This is a genomic window from Nocardiopsis sp. NPDC006938 (genome assembly GCF_042869555.1).
Lineage (GTDB): Bacteria > Actinomycetota > Actinomycetes > Streptosporangiales > Streptosporangiaceae > Nocardiopsis.
In genome coordinates, this window is sequence record NZ_JBIAGA010000013.1 from 22,052 (window position 1) to 39,064 (window position 17,013).

Sequence of the window (17,013 nt, forward strand, 5' to 3'; positions counted from 1 at the left end):
GTGTGGAGGGTGTGCTGCCCGGGAACTTCGGATGACACCAGGCGAAGGGGCAGCACACTCATGGCTCAGCAGAATCACCCGACCCGGACGGCACGGATGACGCACCTCTACTCGGTGCTCCCGGTCACCGACCCCGCCGCCTCCCTCCCCTGGTACACCGCCTTCTTCGGGCGCCCAGCGGACGAGATCATCGGCGAGGAGACCCTCTGGCAGATCTCCGACACCGCCTGGGTCGTCATCGCCGCCCATCCCGAGCGCGCCGGAAACTCCCTCCTCACCGTGGGGGTCGAGGGACTGGACGAGATCCTCGCCCGCCTGACCTCCCAGGGCTTCGGGCACGACCCGGTGGAGACCTACGGCAACGGCGTCCGCCACGTCGACGTCCACGACCCGGACGGCAACACACTCTCCCTGGCCGAAGCCCCGTCCTCGGTCACCGCCCCCTGAACAGAGCACCGGAAATCACCGGGACGCGTAGGGAGCGGCGGCGCGAACCTCGGATACGTCATCGCTGATCAGGCCCTGCTCGTCCTCGCACGGATGGGGCTGGTTCGTGTGCGTGGTGGGGTTCATTAGCAAGCAGGAGAAGGGCGTCCCAAGCGGGTGTAGGTGAGCCTGTGCGGGTGGACAGGACTAGAGCTGTTCCGGTGCGACCTTCGAGCAGTCCGATGTCCGTTGCCTCTCCTGAGCGAGGGCTCTCCATGAGAGCGGCCTGAATTTCATCGGTGGCTTGCGCTAACTCGCTGGCCTTCGTTGTTGTTGCGTGGTCGTGGGTGGCGCGGAGCAGTGCTTGGAGGAGACCGGAACTACCGTGGCACAAGCCATCATCGCTGCTGGAGTTTTGATGTTTGGCGCGTTGGAGGCACGCCAGGAGTGCGTGTTCAGCGGTGTGTTGCAGCGTGTAGTCCTGGAGCGCGCGGCCGGCGAGTTGGCGTGCCCGGGCGATTCCCGGGGCGCCGTAGCACCAGGAGGGCGGACCTGGGCGGTTCAACGGCTGTGGCTGCTGCTCGGGGTTGGGTGTGGTGACCCAACCGGGCCACCATGAGCCGTGGGCGTCTCTACGTTGCCACAGGTCAAGGGTCTCACACAGGCGTCGGATGGCGCCCTGCTGTCCGGGGACGTGGCGGCCTGCGCGGTGGTCGAGGGCGAGGAAGGCCAGCACTCCGCTGATGCCGTGAGCCATTCCTAGGTTCATGTGGCCGTGGGGGAAGGCGTCGTCGTCGATCATGCGGGGATCGTGGTGGACCCACCAGCCGGGCTTGTGCCCTTGGTCGGTGGGCAGGGGTTCGGTCAGACGGACGAGGTAGGTCAGGACCTGCTCCAGAGCTGTGCTGTGGGGGGCGGTGCGCATCAGCGCGACTCCGATGCCAGTTAGTCCGCTGACCAGGTCGTATTCGCTGTAGGTGGGTGTGCGGTGTTGGTCGATGCGCTGGTGTGCGGTCCGGGTGCGGTGGTGGGCAAGATCGGTCAGGTGCCGGGTGAGTAGTGCCCGGTCGCGCGTGTAGCGGTCCTCGGGGGCGTAGGACAGAACGAAGGCAAGGGCCGGAAGTCCATAGAACAGGGTGGCGCGGTCGGTGGTCAGGCCGCCTGAGGTGGCGGCCTCGATCCAGGGGTGGGCCCGGTCGGGGTCGTGCATCAGGTGCAGCAGCGCTGGGCCCAGGGGGCCCGTGGCCAGGCACAACGCAGGGGCGGCGGATGCGGTGTCAGGGTTGGCCAGGGATTCCAGGAGCGCAGTCAGGCGGGCGGTCACCGGGGGGCTGTCTCGTGCCGGTGCTGGTGGGCCAGGGCGATGGTGCGGGCCAAGGCGTGGGTGCGGTGTTCGTCGTCGCGGTCGGGGCCGTGGACACGGTTGTGGTGCATGTGGAGCAGGGAGGGCAGCACCGTGGTGGCTGAGGCGGAGCCGAGGTGGTGCAGGTAGGTGGTGAGTGCGGTGGTGCGTTCGCGCCAGGCCTGGAACAGGGGCTCGGGGAGTGTTCGGGTAAGGAGTTGTTCCCACAGCTGTTCGGCGAGGGCCAGGGTGGGCCGGTCCAAGGGGGTGCGGGAGCGGGGCAGATGGTTCACAGCCCAGTTGGTGTTCTGGGCGGTGGTGATCAGGTGGAGCAGGGAGACCGCGGTGAGGGCGTGGGTGCGGGACGGATCGTGGTCTGCGGCTCGGAGCTGGGTCAGAGCCGCGGCCGCATCGGCCTCGAAGAGGGTGTGTGCGGACGCCAGGGCGGCGCCTTCGCCGTAGCGGCCGGTTTCGGGCAGGTAGGGGTGCAGGGACCAGGAGCGCAGCATGCCCGCCGTACGCAGGTTCTCAGCCCAGGCGCCCAGGGTGTGGGTCGGGTCGGGGTGGCCTGGTGGGGTGTGCAGGCGGAGTCTGAGGTGTGGGCCGACGGAGTCGTTGTAGCGCACGAACCACCACTGGGGGGTGTGGCCGAGCAGGGACCACACGTGGGTCATGTGGTCGGTGAGCAGGGGGGTGAACAGGTGCGGGTCGGTGTACAGGTGCACGCTCATCCATTGCCTGTCCGGCCTTGCGGGGGTGGTCTGCTTGGCGGGCACGGGGAGTTGCAGGCGGGTCGGAACAGGTGTGGGGGGTGCGGTGCAGACCAGGGGGAGGACGATCTCGTGGGCACGGCCCTGGCACCAGCCGGAGGCGTCAAGAGCGGGTGCTTCGGTGAGGGTGGCAGTGTGATGGCGGTCCAGGTGGGCGCGCAACAGGTGACGGTGGGCGGGTTGATCCAGGTCCAGGGCGAGGTGGCGTTCGCCGTCGATGAGCAGCACCCGTGAAGGCAGGGCCGGGCGGATGCGGTGGAGGTCGTCGGTGGCGTTCACACGCCACTGGGCCGGGGCCACGATGACGGGGCCGGTGCGCATGCGGGGCAGGTGGGTGTAGGTGCTGGTGGTCGCGGGCCAGGTGAACATCAGGTGCGGTGTGGTGCGAGCGCGGGGCAGCTCGTAGCACAAGCGGGCGAGCGGGTGGGTGTAGTGGTGCGGTTCCAGCGCCGAGGCCAGGAAGGGTTCGATGACTCGGTCCCGATCGGTGTCGACCAGCCGTAGCCGGTCGGTGTCGATGCGCACCATGAGGTGGGGCAGGGCGATCGCTTCCTTTCCGGGAGGTGGGTGTTCGTCGATGGGCAGCACGTACGGCGCCAGGGGAAGGGCGCGGCTGATGTGGGTGGCGGTATCGGCCATGGGCGGGGCGAGGATCTGCACCGGTAGTGCGCCACGGGTGAGGGTGGGCAGGGTGGTGAAGGCGTTGTGGTCAGCCATGCCGGGCAGGTGGGAGAAGCGTCCGGTGAGGGTGCCCACGCTCCGGGAGACACCGGTGATCCACAGAGTGTGTTCACCCGCGTCGATGACGCCGGGGGTGGCGGCGTGCACTTGCAGACGCAGCTCGAGGTGTGGGGCGGGTCGGGCTGGTGGGTTCAAGGCATCCAGGGCGGGCGTGTCCTCCACGACGATCTCGGTGAGGCCGTGCAGGGCCGCGGTGTGGGCGGCGGCAAGCAGGGCCCGGTTCCGTTGCCTGTTGTGTCCGCTGGCCCTGGGTGGGGAAAGGTGGGAGCCGCGGTAGGTGGCCGGGAGGCCGATCCCTGGAGTGCTGATGAGGTCCAGGAGCGGTACCTGGGCACCGGGGCCGTACGCCTCCAGGCACCGTGTGTGGTAGTCGACCCACACAGGGTCACCTTCCTGGTCGGGGGCCAGCCGGGCCAGGTGGCGGGTCGCCTCCAAGGCCGGAGAAAGGGCGGCAGCGGGCAGGGTGAGGTCGACGTCAAGGCGGGTGTCCACCGCCAGCGCGGCGTCATCGGGGTGGGCTCGGGCCAGGTGTTCGATCACGGTCGGGCGTAGGGCCCTCCGCTGCTCGGATGGGGTGGCGGGGTGGTTGTGGTCCTCCAGGGCAGCACAGGCGTCCTGGAGCGCCGAGTGGAGTGGCTGGTGCTGGGCCAGATGGCGCAGAGGTTCGGTGGCCCAGGACGGGGGGCGGGCGGCGCTGATGAGGAAGCGGCGTTGCAGCAGCAGGTCTACGGCGTCGGTGATCACCTCCCGGTCGGTGTCGGGATAGGCATGGGCGAGCCCGTCGATGAGAACGCCGACTCGGGTGGGGTGTTGGGCGGATGTCATGAGGTGGGCTACCACCGGGGTGTGGCGTACCGATTCCGATACCGCGGTCTGGGGGTTGCTGATGCCAGCGGCCCAGGGCAGCACCCAACGATCCCCTTGTCGGTGCGCGACGCGGGAGGCGACCACGAGGGGGTCGTGGTCGTGGCGGTCGGCGTGGGCGCGGGAGAAGGCACTGATCCATGCCGCGTCAGGGCGTGCGACAGGCCGGTGGTCGCTACCCCAGCGGACGTGCGTGCGCTCACCTGTGGTGAAGGGGGCGACACCGGCCAGCAGCCCGTGCGGAGTGGGTCGGGTCCGTGCACGCAGCAGGTAACGCATGAGGGACACGGCGGTGCGGCGCACCTTGCGTGCGGGCACGGGTTCGGGGCCGGCCAGGGTGCGAAGTCGACGGGTCAGTGAAGGGCTGGCCACGTCAAGGGCATCAGCGAGTCCGGGGCTGGTCTGCCAGGTGTCCACAGTCCAGGTGCGGAGCTGCTCGGGGTCCGCGCGGTCGGGGTCCGGCCAGGGAGCGGGGTCGTCGATGGGGAGTCGGGTGGTGGCGCGGAGGGTGAGGGCAGCGGCATGCAGGAGGCGGTACACGAAGCGATCTCCCGAAGGTGCTGTGGGGGGTGTGGGACGCGCGGCCGCCCCCGGCCGGTGGCCAGGGGCGACCCACGGTGAGAACGTCAGCTGTCGCTTTCCTCGCTGTTGCCCTCATCGGTGCAGCTGGGCGAGCAGGCGCTCTGACAGGTGGGGTTGCAGCCGTCGTTGGTCATCGACCAGGTGAAGCCGGTCGCGACCAGGGCGCGGGTGTGCAGGCCCAGATCGAAGGGGTCCTCCTGGCCCGGCTGGGGCAGGAGGGTGAACTCGCCGCTGGGGGTTTCCAGGACGTCGAGGGCTTCTCGTGTGGGCATGTGCCTTCTCCTCTTCCTTAGGGGGTGGTGGCCCAGTGCAGGACCATGCGGGTGTGCCGCTTGTTCACGACACGTCCGCTCGGGAGTTGGTCATCGGGGGTGTGGGCGGGCACCAGGGTGATGTCCGGGCCCGGGCCACCACGGTGGTGCCGGTCCCATTCCTCCATCAGCGCGCACAGCTGCTGGGCCGCATCCGGCCCGGAGGGTCCGTGGCCGATGGCACCAAATTGCCACCGGTTCTCGAGGTCGGGGTGTCGGCGCAGGGTGCGGTAGGCGAAGCTCGCCCCATCAGCGGCGATGATGGCGGGGGTGCCGTGGTTCCACGTGGGTTTGACGATTCTGGCCTTGACCGCGCCGGGGTCGGCGGTGAGCAACGCCCAGTCGTCGATCACCGTGGCCAGCCACAGGTCCTGGGCGTCAGTGGCTTCGTCGTAGGCGATGAGGACCTCGGCCCAGACGGTGGTGGGCTCCTGGATGAGCGCCTCACGTAGCGGCCGCACATCAACGTCGGGGCCGTCTTCCAGGCGCAGACCGACGCGCTGGCCGTCGGTGTCGTTGAGGTAGGGCATCTGTTCCCAATGCTCACCTGCCCCGGTGATACGCACGAACCCGCACATGTCCTGGGCCATAGCACTCCAAAGGCCCTGGCCGTGGTGTTCCAGGGTTAGGCAGCGGGTGAGGCCGCGGATGCGCTCGGGTACGACCAGGCGCCCCCCGGGAACGAGCTGCTCCGCCCAAGCCGCAGGGACGTCCCAGGCACCGGCGGTGATGATGATCCGATCGAACGGTGCCCGGTCAGCGAAGCCGTACTCGCCATCAGCCACGCCCAGGTGCACGTCGGTGTATCCGGCGCCGACCAGGCAGCGGTGCGCGCGGTCAATGACCTCGGCGTCGATGTCGATCGAGGTCACCTGCCCGTCGGCGCCGACCAGTTCTCTGATCAGGGCGGCGTTGTACCCGCCGGAGCCGACTTCCAGAACCCGGTGTCCGGGGCGGATGTCGGCGCGGTCGAGCATGAGCGCGATGACTGTGGGGGCCGACACCGAGCTGAGGGCGACGCCACGCTTGTTGTCGCGTTTGGTGACCACTGCCTGGTCTGTGTAGACCTCCTTCAGGTCCAGTCCAGGTAGGAACGCCTCACGGGGTACCTGCGCCAAGGCTTTCTCCACAGCCGGGGACAGCGGCACGCCGACGTGGGCGCGGTTGGCGACCACCTCACGGACCATCGCCTCGCGCAGGGAGTTCGCTGAAGGGGTGGATGTGCTCGTCATGGCACCCTTTTCGTGAGTCGAGAGGCCGGTCCGGAATAGAGGAGGCGGCGCCACCAGTGTGTGTGATGGACACCACCAGATCCCTACCGACGGTAACCGGACGCAGGCAGCGCGAAGTGACAGTGAAGTGCCAGTCCGCTATGCCACGCACCATCGTGGTTGCGTACGCTGACGGCAGGAGTGCCGTGTGCCGAAGGGAAGCTGCTGATGACCGACACCGACCGTGGCGCATCGATCGGTGAACGCATCGCCATCGCCCGCAAGCTCGCCGGACTGAGCCAACAGGCTCTGGCGCAGCGCGCGAACTACAGCCTGAGCATGGTCCGCGCCGTCGAACAGGGCCGCGAACCCGCCTCCGCGCACTTCGTCGCCGCCACCGCTGAAGCCCTGGGTATCCAACCTCAGGATGTGTACGGCCAACCCTTCCACGATCTGCTGACCCAGGACGGCGGAGTGTCTCCGGGTATCGCCGCGCTCCAGGCGCTCCTCGCTGAAGGCACCTACGCGCGGGGGACGCAACCGGCTCCCGTCGACCAGCTCATCCGCACCCTGGACTCCATCCGAGCGGACCGCCACAACGACCACTCCCACCGGGCTCTCAACAAGGTTCCCGTTCTCCTCCGGCAGCTCTATGGAGCCCTCGACACCACGACCTCGCAGACCGAACGTGAGCACCTGTTCAGCTTGCTGGCGCGCACCTGCGGCAACGCCTCCCAGCTCACCTACCGGCTAGGCGGCCTGACCATGGCCATCGCATTGCTCGACCGCATGGAACAGGCAGCCGACCAGGCAGGAGAGCCCCTTCTGGCCGCTCACGCGCTCCAGCATCGGGCCCTGTTGTTGATGTCCCACGCCGCCTACGACACCGGACACCGGTGCGTCCAGCGCTCCCTGGATCTCATCGGCTCTTCAACGGAGGAGGGGAGCATCGCTCTGGCCGGGTCGGCGCACCTGCGCGGTGCAGTCCTGGCCGCGCGTGACCGTGACGCCGATCGGGCCAGGGAGCACCTGGCCGAGGCCGAACGGCTGGCCGCGGTGATCGGACGCGAATCCGAGCAGTTCGACACCAACTTCGGGCCGGGCAACGTGATGATCCACCGCGTATCTGTCGAGCTGGAGTGCGGCGACCCGGGGCAGGCCGCGCGCACTGGGTCCCGGATTCGGCTTCCCCGCGATATGAGGGCCACCCGGGTCGGACGTCACTGGCAGGACGTGGCACGCGCTTGGACGATGGACGGAGACCACGCGGCAGCGCTGAAAGCGCTGAACCGGGCGCGCCAGATCGCACCGCAGCAGACGCGCTACCACCCCCAGGTTCACGAGACCATGCACGTCATCGTCTCCGAGCAGCGGCGGTCTTCGGCGAGCGCGGCGCACTTCGCGCACTGGCTGGGAATGCGCACCTGACCTGCCAGTCGTCCAATCCGGAGCCATTGTTAACGGCGAGCCTTTCACCAGGTTCAGCTGACCGGCTCGGCTTCCCGAACCAACGATGAGAACAGGCGGCGCCGTCCCCGGAGTCTCCACCACCGGCTCCGCGCCGCCACTGGCCGCCCGCACGCAGCCGGGCCGCCCCACCGTGCCTAGGCCGGGTACCGCAGCCGGTACCACTGGGGCGCGGTGCGGTTCATCGGGAAGCCCAGCCCCCGCACCGGGGCGTCCTCCACGTCGACGAGCTCCCACCCGGGAAACGCCGCCTCCACCTCGGCTCTGGACACCCCGCCCACCATCCGCCGGAAGACGGACGGCCCGAACTCCAGCATCAGCAGCGACGCCCCCGGCGCCGCCAGCGCCGTCACCCCCCGCCCCTGGGCCGCCCGCTGGTCGGCGTCGAAACCCTGGAAACAGCCGATGTCGACGAAGAGATCGAACAACCCCAGGTCGGGGGAGAGGTCCGTGGCGTCCCCCACCAGGTAGTCCACCCCGCTGGGCCCCTGCCGCCGGGCCGCCTCCACCGCGGCCGGGACCAGGTCGACCCCGGTGACGTCCCACCCCTGGGCGGCCAGCTCGGGCGTGAACCGACCCCGGCCACAGCCGATGTCCAGAGCCCTCCCGGGCCCGCCCCGCTCCCGCGCGACACGGTCGAGGAACGAGCGGAACCGCACCATGGCCACGGGACCGTAGCGCTCCCAGGGAGTGACTCCGAGGCGGTACATCCGTGCGTAGTTGGTCATGGTTCAACGGTAGGTGGGGAGGGGGAGGGTGGCCAGGGGGTCGGGGTGGTTGTGGAAAACGCTGATGAGGGCCGGTCCACCAGGTCGGCGGCTATTTACTGACCGATCGGTCTGTAATACAGTTCGCTCAGACCCGCACCGAGGAGAGGACCGTCACGTGTCCGAAGTACTGGAGAGCTACGCACAGGGGTCGTGGTTCACCCCCGCGGACGAGGGCGCCCCCCTGGCCGACGCGAACACCGGCGAGACCGTCGCCCGGATCTCGTCCCAGGGCCCCGACGTCGCCGCGATGATCGAGTACGCACGTGAGGTCGGCGGCCCCGCGCTGCGCGCACTCACCTTTCACCAGCGGGCGAACCTCCTCAAGGAGATCGCCAAGCACCTGATGGAGTACAAGGACGAGTTCTACGCCCTCTCCCACCGCACCGGCGCCACCAGGCGCGACACCATGGTGGACGTCGACGGCGGGTTCGGCACCCTCTTCAGCTTCTCCAGCAAGGGCCGCCGCGAACTCCCCAACTCCACCGTCATCCCCGACGGCCCCCCGGAGCCCCTCGGCAAGGGCGGCACCTTCGTCGGCCAGCATGTCTACACCTCCCGGCCCGGCGTCGCCGTGCAGATCAACGCCTTCAACTTCCCCGTCTGGGGCATGCTGGAGAAGCTCGCGCCCGCCTTCCTCGCGGGCCTGCCCAGCATCGTCAAGCCCGCCGGGCAGACCGCCTACCTGACCGTCGCCGTCGTACGGCGCGTGATCGAGTCCGGGCTGCTCCCCGAAGGCGCCCTCCAGCTGCTGGTCGGCAGCCACCGGGGCCTGCTCGACAACCTCGGCCCGCAGGACATCGTGGGCTTCACCGGCTCCGCCGCCACCGGCGCCCTGCTGCGCGAACACCCCAACGTCATCCGCGGCGGCGTCCAGCTCAACGTCGAGGCCGACTCGCTGAACTGCTCGATCCTCGGCCCCGACGTGACCGTCGACGACCCCGAGTTCGACCTGTACGTCAAGCAGGTCGTCACGGAGATGACCGTCAAGGCGGGCCAGAAGTGCACCGCCATCCGCCGCGTCATCGTGCCCACGGCCATGGCCGACGCCGTCACCGAGGCGCTCACCGCCCGACTCGCCAAGGTGGTGGTCGGCGCCGCCGACCACCCCGACACCCGCATGGGCGCCCTGGTCTCGCTCGACCAGCGCGAGGAGGTCCGCAAGGCCGTCCGCGCCCTCCGGGCCTCCAGCGAACTGGTGTTCGGCGACCCCGAGCGGGTCGAGGTGACCGGCGCCGCCGACGACACCGGCGCGTTCATGTCGCCGATCCTGCTCCGGGCCGCCCCCGGTGCCAAGGAACCGCACGAGATCGAGGCGTTCGGCCCGGTCAGCACGATCATCACCTACGACTCCGTGGCCGAGGCCGTGGAGCTCGCCGCCCGGGGCCAGGGCAGCCTGGTGGGCTCGCTGGTCACCCACGACGAGGACGTGGCCCGCGAGGTCGTCCTGGGCGCCGCCCCCTGGCACGGGCGCATCCTGGTGCTCGACCGCGACGACGCCAAGGAGTCCACCGGCCACGGCTCCCCGCTGCCCGTCCTGGTGCACGGCGGCCCCGGACGCGCCGGCGGCGGCGAGGAGCTGGGCGGCGTGCGCGGCGTCAAGCACCACATGCAGCGCACCGCGATCCAGGGGTCGCCGGACATGATCACCGCGATCACCGGCCGCTGGACCACCGGCTCGCGCCGCGAGGTCGGCGACGTGCACCCCTTCCGCAAGGACCTCACCGAACTGCGGATCGGCGACACCATCGCCTCCGCCGAACGCCGGGTGACCCGCGCCGACATCGACCACTTCGCCGAGTTCACCGGCGACACCTTCTACGCCCACACCGACGAGGAGGCCGCCGCCGCCAACCCGCTGTTCGGGGGGATCGTGGCCCACGGCTACCTGGTGGTGTCGCTCGCCGCCGGACTGTTCGTGGACCCGGCCCCGGGCCCGGTGCTCGCCAACTTCGGCGTGGACAACCTGCGCTTCCTCACCCCGGTGAAGGAGGACGCTGTGATCAGCGTGACGCTGACCGCCAAGCAGATCACCCCCCGCACCAACGCCGACTACGGCGAGGTGCGCTGGGACGCGCTCGTCACCGACCAGGACGGCGAACCCGTCGCCACCTACGACGTGCTCACCCTGGTGGACAAGGGCGAGGGCGCGACCGAGGGGTAGGGCGGCCCGGGGGCGGCGGCCGCACCGGAATGTCCGTGAGGCGCCACGTCTCCTTGTCGACATGACGACAGGGCGACGTGGCGCCTCGGTGTGAGGCCCCGGGCCACGGGGACCCGTGGGGGACGGGAGCCTCCGGGGGCAGGAGCCGGGGCGTCCCGGAATCGGGGGGTGGCACGGGGGACCCGGGGGCCCGGGGGAGTCAAGGGCACCGAGGCCCGAGGCACCCGGGAACCGTGAGGAGCCCGAGGGCCCTGGGACCGAGTCCGCACCCAAGGCATAACCGGCATTGGTGTTCCGCGACGCCCTGCGCTCCTACGGTGGGTGGGGCACGGCCAGCGAGGTTCCCAACACGATGAGGGGCACCATGGGACGCATCACCGTCGACGCCGAGAACAGCGACCCGGTCGAGCTCTACTACGAGGACCAGGGGACCGGTCAACCGGTCGTCCTCATCCACGGCTACCCGCTCGACGGCCGCTCCTGGGAGCGGCAGACCGCCGTCCTCCTCGACGCCGGATACCGGGTCATCGCCTACGACCGCCGGGGCTTCGGCCAGTCGTCGCACCCCGCGGACGGGTACGACTACGACACCTTCGCCGCCGACCTGCGGACCGTCCTGGAATCCCTCGACCTGCGGGACGCGGTCCTCGTCGGCTTCTCGATGGGCACCGGGGAGGTCGCCCGCTACCTGGGCTCCTACGGCTCCGACCGGATCTCCAAGGCCGCCTTCCTCGGTTCGCTCGAACCCTTCCTGCTCCAGACGGACGACAACCCCGACGGCGCGGCCCCGCGCGAGTTCTTCGAGGAGATCGTCACCCAGGTCAGGGCCGACCGCTACGCCTACTTCACCGGTTTCCTGGAGAACTTCTTCAACCTCGACGAGACCCTGGGCGACCGCATCAGCGAGGAGGCCGTGCGCAACAGCTGGAACAGCGCCGCGAACTCCGGGCCGGTGGCCTCCGCCGCCTGCCCGCTCACCTGGATCACCGACTTCCGCGAGGACGTTGCGAGGATCGACGTGCCCGCGCTGATCGTGCACGGTACCGGCGACCGCATCCTCCCGGTGGAGGCCACCGGGCGCCGGTTCGCCGACCTGCTGCCCTCCGCCGAGTACGTGGAGTTCGAGGGAGCACCGCACGGCCTACTGTGGACCCATGCCGAGGAGCTCAACGAGGTGCTGCTGCGATTCCTGGCCCGGTGAACCCGTGCGCGGACGCGACCGGAGCGCCCCGCCGCGCCGCACCACGAAGCTGCGGGTGACCGAGGACTTCGACGCGCCGCCGGAACGGGTGTTCGCCCTGACCCTCAGCGAGGCCGGGTTCGTGGACGCCATGCCGCCCGGTGTGGAGGTCCTGCACTGGCCCGAGAGGTTCGGTGAGGGGGAGACCCTCGACCTGCGCTGGGGCGTGGCCGGGGTGTACCCGGTGCGGTGGGTGGCGGTCATCGACGCCTACGAGGAGGGCCGCTCCTTCAGCGACCTCCAGGTGCGGGGCCCGTTCCGCTACTGGCGGCACACCCACACGGTTGAGCCGTGCGGGGCGGGCGCCCGGCACACGGACCTGGTGGAGTTCGGCACCGGGTTGGGCCCGGCGGGCGACCTGGCCGTGGCGATCGGCATCCGCGGCGCCTTCGGCCCGAGGCTCGCCCGTATGCGCGCCGCGCTGGAGGCGCCCGGCGGCTGAGAGCCGGGGCCCGGGAGGGGCTCGGGGACGGGACCACAGCGGGCAGGGGGGAGCGCCCCGGAGGTGCCGACTCCTCCGGGGCGCTGGTCCCACGGCCCTACAGGCGGGCGATCGCCCGGGCCGGGTTCTCCATGGCGTCGGCGACCACCCGCATGAACCCGGCGGCGACACCGCCGTCGCACACGCGGTGGTCGAAGGCGAACGACAGCTGCGTGACCTTGCGGACCGTCAGCTCACCCTCCACGACCCACGGGCGGTCGATGATCCGGCCGAGCCCGAGGATGGCCACCTGCGGGTGGTTGATGATCGCCGCGCTGCCGTCCACGCGCAGCGCCCCGTAGTTGTTCAGCGTGAACGTGCCGCCGGTGAGCTGGGCCGGGGTCGCCTTGCCCTCCCGGGCCCGGCTGGTGAGCCCCTTGATCTCGGTGTCCAGCTCGGCGGTGGTGAGCCGGTGGGCGCCCATGACCGCCGGGGCGACCAGGCCCCGGTCGGTCTGCACGGCCAGGCCCAGGTTGACCCCGTCGTACTGGACGAGCTCGCCGCGCTCGGTGTCCACCAGCCCGTTGAGCTCCGGGTACGCGCGCAGGCCCGCCAGCACGAACCGGGCCACGTAGGCGAGCAGCCCCGGCCCCTGCGGGTCGGACGCGCGCAGGCGCACCAGCTCGGTGGCGTCCACGTCGACCCACACAGTGGCCTCGGGGATCTCCGAGCGGCTCCTGGACAGCGAGGTCGCCACCGCCGTGCGGAAGGCGCCCATGGGCACCCGCCGCGACTCGGCGAGCCCGGTGCGGGTGTCGACGGCCCCCGGCGCGACCGGGTCGACGGCGGCGGGGGCGGCCTGCGGGGGGACCGCGATCGGGGCGGACGGGGCCGGAGCGGTGGGGGCACCGGCCGCCTCGATCGCGGAGCGTACGTCGCGGCGGGTGACCAGGCCACCCGGGCCGCTTCCACGGATGTCGGCCACGCGCAGACCGGCCTCGCGGGCCAGCTGGCGGACCAGGGGCGAGGTGACGAGCGGAACCCGCCGCACTGGCGGGGGCGCGATCGGCGCCGCGGGCTCGGAGGCGGTCGCGGACACGGGCGGGGCGACGACGCCCGGCCGGGGGCGGCGTCGGCGCCCGGTACGGCCGGACTCCGGGGTGCCGTAGCCGATCAGGACGTTGCCCGACCCGGCGCGTTCCTCCTCCCGGTATCGCTCACCCGCGGCGTCGGCGGTCGCGGCGGACGCGGCGGTCGCGGCGGACGCGGCGGTCGCGGGAGCCCCGGCGCCCTCCTCCACCGTGCCCACGCTGATCAGCGGCCTGCCCACCGCCATCACCTCGCCCTCCTCACCGTGCAGGGCGGTCACCGTCCCGGCGAAGGGCGAGGGCACCTCGACGAGGGACTTGGCGGTCTCCACCTCGGCGACGGGCTGGTCCAGCGCCACGGTGTCGCCCACGGCCACCAGCCACCTCACCACCTCGGCCTCGGTGAGCCCCTCCCCGAGATCGGGGAGGTCGAAGGTACGGGTCGTCACTGGTCCTCCCACTGAAGGTCGTCGACGGCGTCCAGAATCCGGTCCACGCCGGGCAGCTGGAAGTGCTCCAGCTTGGGCGGGGGGAAGGGGATGTCGAAACCGGTCACCCGGCGGACCGGGGCGGCCAGCGAGTGGAAGCAGCGCTCCGTGACCCGGGCGACGATCTCCGAGGCGACGCTGGCGAACCCGCTGGCCTCGGCCACCACCACGGCGCGACCGGTGGAGCGCACCGCCGCGCAGACGGTCTCGTCGTCGAAGGGGACCACCGAGCGCACGTCGACGACCTGGAGGCTGCGCCCCTCCTGGGCGGCGGCCTCGGCCGCCTCCAGCGCGGTGGACACCGACGGCCCGTACGCGATCAGGGTGGCGTCGGTGCCCTCGCGACGGACGACGGCCCGGCCGATCCCCGGAACGGAGCGGCCGGTGTCGACCTCGTCCTTGGCCCAGTAGAGCTTCTTGGGTTCCATGAAGACCACCGGGTCCGGCGACGCCACGGCCTCGCGCAGCAGGTGGTAGGCGTCCTCGGGGGTGGCCGGGGTGACCACCTTCAGACCCGGGGTGTGCGCGTAGTAGGCCTCGGAGGAGTCGCAGTGGTGCTCCACCCCGCCGATCCCGCCCGCGTAGGGGACACGGATGACCATCGGCAGCCCGACCCGGCCACGGGTGCGGTTGCGGGTCTTGGCGACGTGGCTGGCGATCTGCTCGAAGGCCGGGTAGGCGAAGGCGTCGAACTGCATCTCGACCACCGGGCGCATGCCGTTCATCGCCATACCGACCGCCATGCCGACGATCCCGGACTCCGCCAGGGGGGTGTCGAAGCAGCGGTCCTCACCGAACTCGGCGGTCAGGCCGTCAGTGATGCGGAAGACCCCGCCGAGCGGGCCGACGTCCTCACCGAAGACGTACACGGAGGGGTCGTCCGCGAGGGAGTCGCGCAGCGCCCGGTTGAGCGCCTGCGCCATGGAGAGCTTCTCCGTCGCCATGTTCAGTGGCCCTCTCTGCTCAGTTCGTCGGCCAGGAACGCGGCCTGCTCGGTCAGCTGCGGGGTGGGGGCGGCGAACACGTGCGCGAACAGGTCGGCGGCGACGGGCTCGACGTCCTGGTTGACTCCCTCGCGCATGTACGCGGCGACCCGCTCGGCCTCCTCGGCGATCTCCGCCCGGCGCGCCTTGGTGAGCACCCTCCGCCTCTTGAGGAAGGCCTCCATGCGGGACAACGGGTCGCGGGCCACCCAGGGGTCCACCTCGTCCTCGCTGCGGTACCGGGTGGCGTCGTCGGCGTTGGTGTGCGCCTGCATCCGGTAGGTGTGCGCCTCGACCAGCTGCGGGCCCTCGCCGGAGCGGGCGGCCGCGACGGCGCGCTCCAGCACGGCGAGGACGGCGGCGGCGTCGTTGCCGTCCACGCGCTCACCGTTCACCCCGTAGCCCACGCCCTTGTGGGCGAGGGAGGGTGCGGCGGTCTGCCGGGCCAGGGGCACGGAGATGGCGTACTCGTTGTTCTGCACGAAGAACACGACCGGCGCCCGGAACACGGCGGCGAAGTTCAGGGCCTCGTGGAAGTCGCCCTCACTGGTGGCGCCGTCGCCGCACAACGCCATGACCACGGTCTCCTCGCCGCGCAGGCGGGCCGCGTGGGCCACGCCCACCGCGTGCAGGAGCTGGGTGGCGAGCGGGGTGGCCTGGGGGGCGACGTTGTGGGCGTAGGGGTCGTAGCCCGCGTGCCAGTCGCCCTTGAGGAGGGTGAGCACCTCGACGGGGTCGACGCCGCGCGCGATGACGGCGGCGGTGTCGCGGTAGGTCGGGAACAGCCAGTCGCCGTCCGACAGCGCGAGCGCCGCTCCGGTCTGGCAGGCCTCCTGACCGTGGGAGGAGGGGTAGACGGCGAGGCGGCCCTGGCGGACGAGGGCGCTGGCCTGGTCGTTGACCCGTCGGCCGATCACCAGGGAGGTGTAGGCCTCCAGGAGGCGCTGGGTGTCGGGCATCCGCAGTCCGGAGCCGTCGACCGGGGCCCCGGACTCGTCGAGCAGTCGGAGCGGCTGCTCGGAGGGGAGTAGGCCCTGGTGTCCAGCCATGCTGCAACCTCCTGGTTCGCGGAAGATACGCGGAAGATCTGTACAGGGACATGGTGCTGTTCGCGACCATCTGTTCGCTACAAACCGGGAGGAATCGAGAAAATGTCGCGAAAGTTCCCAAACTTCGCGTCACTCCGTCCAAGAATGTGACCCAGGACACCGCACCGCGTGGACATGTGGCCCACGACTCACACCCCGGTGACCCTCACCGCGCGCACGCCCCGCACCATCGCCGGGACTCCCGGGCGTCGTTAGCATGTAGCGGTGCCGCGATCGCCCTGACCTGCGACGCGCCGAGCGCACACCACACCAGCGGGAACATCCAGGGGGAACCAGACCGTGAGCGACGAGCGCGAGAACCTGAGCTACGAGCTGTTCGGCACCGCGATGCGCGACATGGCCCGGGCGATCGCCGACGACGGGTACGAGCCGGACATCATCCTGTCGATCGCGCGCGGCGGCCTGTTCGTCGCCGGAGGGCTCGGCTATGCCCTCGACGTCAAGAATTTGCACGTCATGAACGTCGAGTTCTACACGGGCGTCGGCACCACCCTGGACATGCCCGTCATGCTGCCGCCGGTCCCCAACGTGGTCGACCTCAGCAAGAAGAAGGTCCTGGTCGCCGACGACGTCGCCGACACCGGCAAGACCCTCAAACTGGTGCACGACTTCTGCGCCGAGCACACGGCGGAGGTGCGCAGCGCGGTCATCTACGAGAAGCCGCAGTCGCTGGTCAAGTGCGAGTACGTGTGGAAGCACACCGACCAGTGGATCAACTTCCCGTGGTCGGTGGAGCCGCCCGTGGTGCGGCGCGAGAACCAGGTGCGCGACGCCTGAGCGCACCCGCCCTCCGGAATCCGACCCCTACGGGGGTCGGTTTTTTTGTGCCCGAATCTCCGGCCGTCCCGCCGGCAGGACAGCCGAAAAAAGCCGCACACCCCTGCATCATCGCAGGTCAGAGGCGCGCAAAAGGTCAAGTGAATATCGCCGGGAACTCTTTCGCATTGACCGCGAATCGTGGCCATGGATAATCCGTAAAGCAACCGGCTTTCGCTTCGGAAAGGCCTGCTACACAATCGGGGGAACCTCAGTCCCAGAA

14 protein-coding genes are annotated in these 17,013 nt (G+C 70.6%); 6 read left to right on the forward strand and 8 right to left on the reverse strand.

The annotated features are described in order from the left end of the window. Positions 1-60 precede the first annotated feature (60 nt). Positions 61-447, forward strand: coding sequence for a VOC family protein (locus ACFYL4_RS19295; protein WP_387519678.1), 387 nt, complete (start codon positions 61-63; stop codon positions 445-447). A 58-nt stretch (positions 448-505) separates the two neighbouring features. Here the strand turns inward: ACFYL4_RS19295 and ACFYL4_RS19300 are convergent, their stop codons facing one another. The 4 genes from ACFYL4_RS19300 to fxlM all read right to left on the reverse strand — a co-directional run bounded on the left by ACFYL4_RS19300 (position 506) and on the right by fxlM (position 6,268). Beyond that, complete coding sequence (locus tag ACFYL4_RS19300; RefSeq protein ID WP_387519680.1) at positions 506-1,750, reverse strand: lanthionine synthetase C family protein; 1,245 nt, start codon at positions 1,748-1,750, stop codon at positions 506-508. Continuing rightward, a complete protein-coding gene (locus ACFYL4_RS19305) occupies positions 1,747-4,683 on the reverse strand; it encodes a lantibiotic dehydratase (RefSeq protein ID WP_387519682.1) in 2,937 nt (978 codons plus the stop codon). The genes ACFYL4_RS19300 and ACFYL4_RS19305 overlap by 4 nt, the downstream gene beginning before the upstream one ends. 86 nt (positions 4,684-4,769) lie before the next feature. Next, positions 4,770-4,997 carry an FxLD family lantipeptide gene (locus ACFYL4_RS19310; protein WP_387519684.1) on the reverse strand — a complete coding sequence of 76 codons (228 nt, stop codon included), beginning with the start codon at positions 4,995-4,997 and terminating at the stop codon, positions 4,770-4,772. 17 nt (positions 4,998-5,014) lie between these two features. Further along, positions 5,015-6,268, reverse strand: a complete 1,254-nt coding sequence (gene fxlM, locus ACFYL4_RS19315; protein ID WP_387519686.1) for a methyltransferase, FxLD system — start codon at positions 6,266-6,268, stop codon at positions 5,015-5,017. 207 nt (positions 6,269-6,475) lie between these two features. Here fxlM and ACFYL4_RS19320 point away from each other — a divergent pair, with 207 nt between their 5' ends. Continuing rightward, positions 6,476-7,675 (forward strand): multiprotein-bridging factor 1 family protein, encoded by a 1,200-nt coding sequence (locus tag ACFYL4_RS19320; RefSeq protein ID WP_387519687.1) that lies wholly within the window; start codon positions 6,476-6,478, stop codon positions 7,673-7,675. A 176-nt stretch (positions 7,676-7,851) separates the two neighbouring features. Here the strand turns inward: ACFYL4_RS19320 and ACFYL4_RS19325 are convergent, their stop codons facing one another. Continuing rightward, on the reverse strand, positions 7,852-8,442 hold the full coding sequence (locus ACFYL4_RS19325; RefSeq protein WP_357769217.1) for a class I SAM-dependent methyltransferase: 591 nt from the start codon (positions 8,440-8,442) through the stop codon (positions 7,852-7,854). Positions 8,443-8,599: 157 nt separating this feature from the next. On the opposite strand from ACFYL4_RS19325, the gene paaZ reads away from it, so the two are divergent. From paaZ to ACFYL4_RS19340, 3 genes are all read left to right on the forward strand, one after another. After that, on the forward strand, positions 8,600-10,645 hold the full coding sequence (gene paaZ, locus ACFYL4_RS19330) for a phenylacetic acid degradation bifunctional protein PaaZ (protein WP_387519689.1): 2,046 nt from the start codon (positions 8,600-8,602) through the stop codon (positions 10,643-10,645). 364 nt (positions 10,646-11,009) lie between these two features. Further along, positions 11,010-11,846 (forward strand): alpha/beta hydrolase, encoded by an 837-nt coding sequence (locus ACFYL4_RS19335; protein WP_357769248.1) that lies wholly within the window; start codon positions 11,010-11,012, stop codon positions 11,844-11,846. A gap of 4 nt (positions 11,847-11,850) precedes the next feature. After that, positions 11,851-12,327 (forward strand): SRPBCC family protein, encoded by a 477-nt coding sequence (locus tag ACFYL4_RS19340; protein ID WP_387519691.1) that lies wholly within the window; start codon positions 11,851-11,853, stop codon positions 12,325-12,327. 97 nt (positions 12,328-12,424) lie between these two features. On the opposite strand, the gene ACFYL4_RS19345 is transcribed toward ACFYL4_RS19340, so the two are convergent. The 3 genes from ACFYL4_RS19345 to pdhA are packed head-to-tail and all read right to left on the reverse strand — an operon-like array spanning position 12,425 to position 15,914. After that, complete coding sequence (locus tag ACFYL4_RS19345; protein WP_387519693.1) at positions 12,425-13,843, reverse strand: dihydrolipoamide acetyltransferase family protein; 1,419 nt, start codon at positions 13,841-13,843, stop codon at positions 12,425-12,427. Further along, positions 13,840-14,826 (reverse strand): alpha-ketoacid dehydrogenase subunit beta, encoded by a 987-nt coding sequence (locus ACFYL4_RS19350; RefSeq protein WP_357769224.1) that lies wholly within the window; start codon positions 14,824-14,826, stop codon positions 13,840-13,842. Before ACFYL4_RS19350 ends, ACFYL4_RS19345 begins: the two co-directional genes overlap by 4 nt. A 2-nt stretch (positions 14,827-14,828) precedes the next feature. Beyond that, on the reverse strand, positions 14,829-15,914 hold the full coding sequence (pdhA, locus tag ACFYL4_RS19355; RefSeq protein ID WP_387519695.1) for a pyruvate dehydrogenase (acetyl-transferring) E1 component subunit alpha: 1,086 nt from the start codon (positions 15,912-15,914) through the stop codon (positions 14,829-14,831). 339 nt (positions 15,915-16,253) lie between these two features. Between pdhA and ACFYL4_RS19360 the strand changes: the two genes are divergently transcribed. After that, entirely contained in the window at positions 16,254-16,751 is a 498-nt protein-coding gene (locus tag ACFYL4_RS19360) for a phosphoribosyltransferase (protein WP_357769228.1), read from the forward strand. Positions 16,752-17,013: the final 262 nt, after the last annotated feature.

Bases quoted from the DNA above. Each gene is read 5' to 3' on its own strand.
- ACFYL4_RS19295 (WP_387519678.1), top strand. From the start codon at position 61: ATGGCTCAGCAGAATCACCCGACCCGGACGGCACGGATGACGCACCTC.
- ACFYL4_RS19310 (WP_387519684.1), bottom strand. From the start codon at position 4,997: ATGCCCACACGAGAAGCCCTCGACGTCCTGGAAACCCCCAGCGGCGAG.
- fxlM (WP_387519686.1), bottom strand. From the start codon at position 6,268: ATGACGAGCACATCCACCCCTTCAGCGAACTCCCTGCGCGAGGCGATG.
- ACFYL4_RS19320 (WP_387519687.1), top strand. From the start codon at position 6,476: ATGACCGACACCGACCGTGGCGCATCGATCGGTGAACGCATCGCCATC.
- ACFYL4_RS19325 (WP_357769217.1), bottom strand. From the start codon at position 8,442: ATGACCAACTACGCACGGATGTACCGCCTCGGAGTCACTCCCTGGGAG.
- ACFYL4_RS19335 (WP_357769248.1), top strand. From the start codon at position 11,010: ATGGGACGCATCACCGTCGACGCCGAGAACAGCGACCCGGTCGAGCTC.
- ACFYL4_RS19350 (WP_357769224.1), bottom strand. From the start codon at position 14,826: ATGGCGACGGAGAAGCTCTCCATGGCGCAGGCGCTCAACCGGGCGCTG.
- pdhA (WP_387519695.1), bottom strand. From the start codon at position 15,914: ATGGCTGGACACCAGGGCCTACTCCCCTCCGAGCAGCCGCTCCGACTG.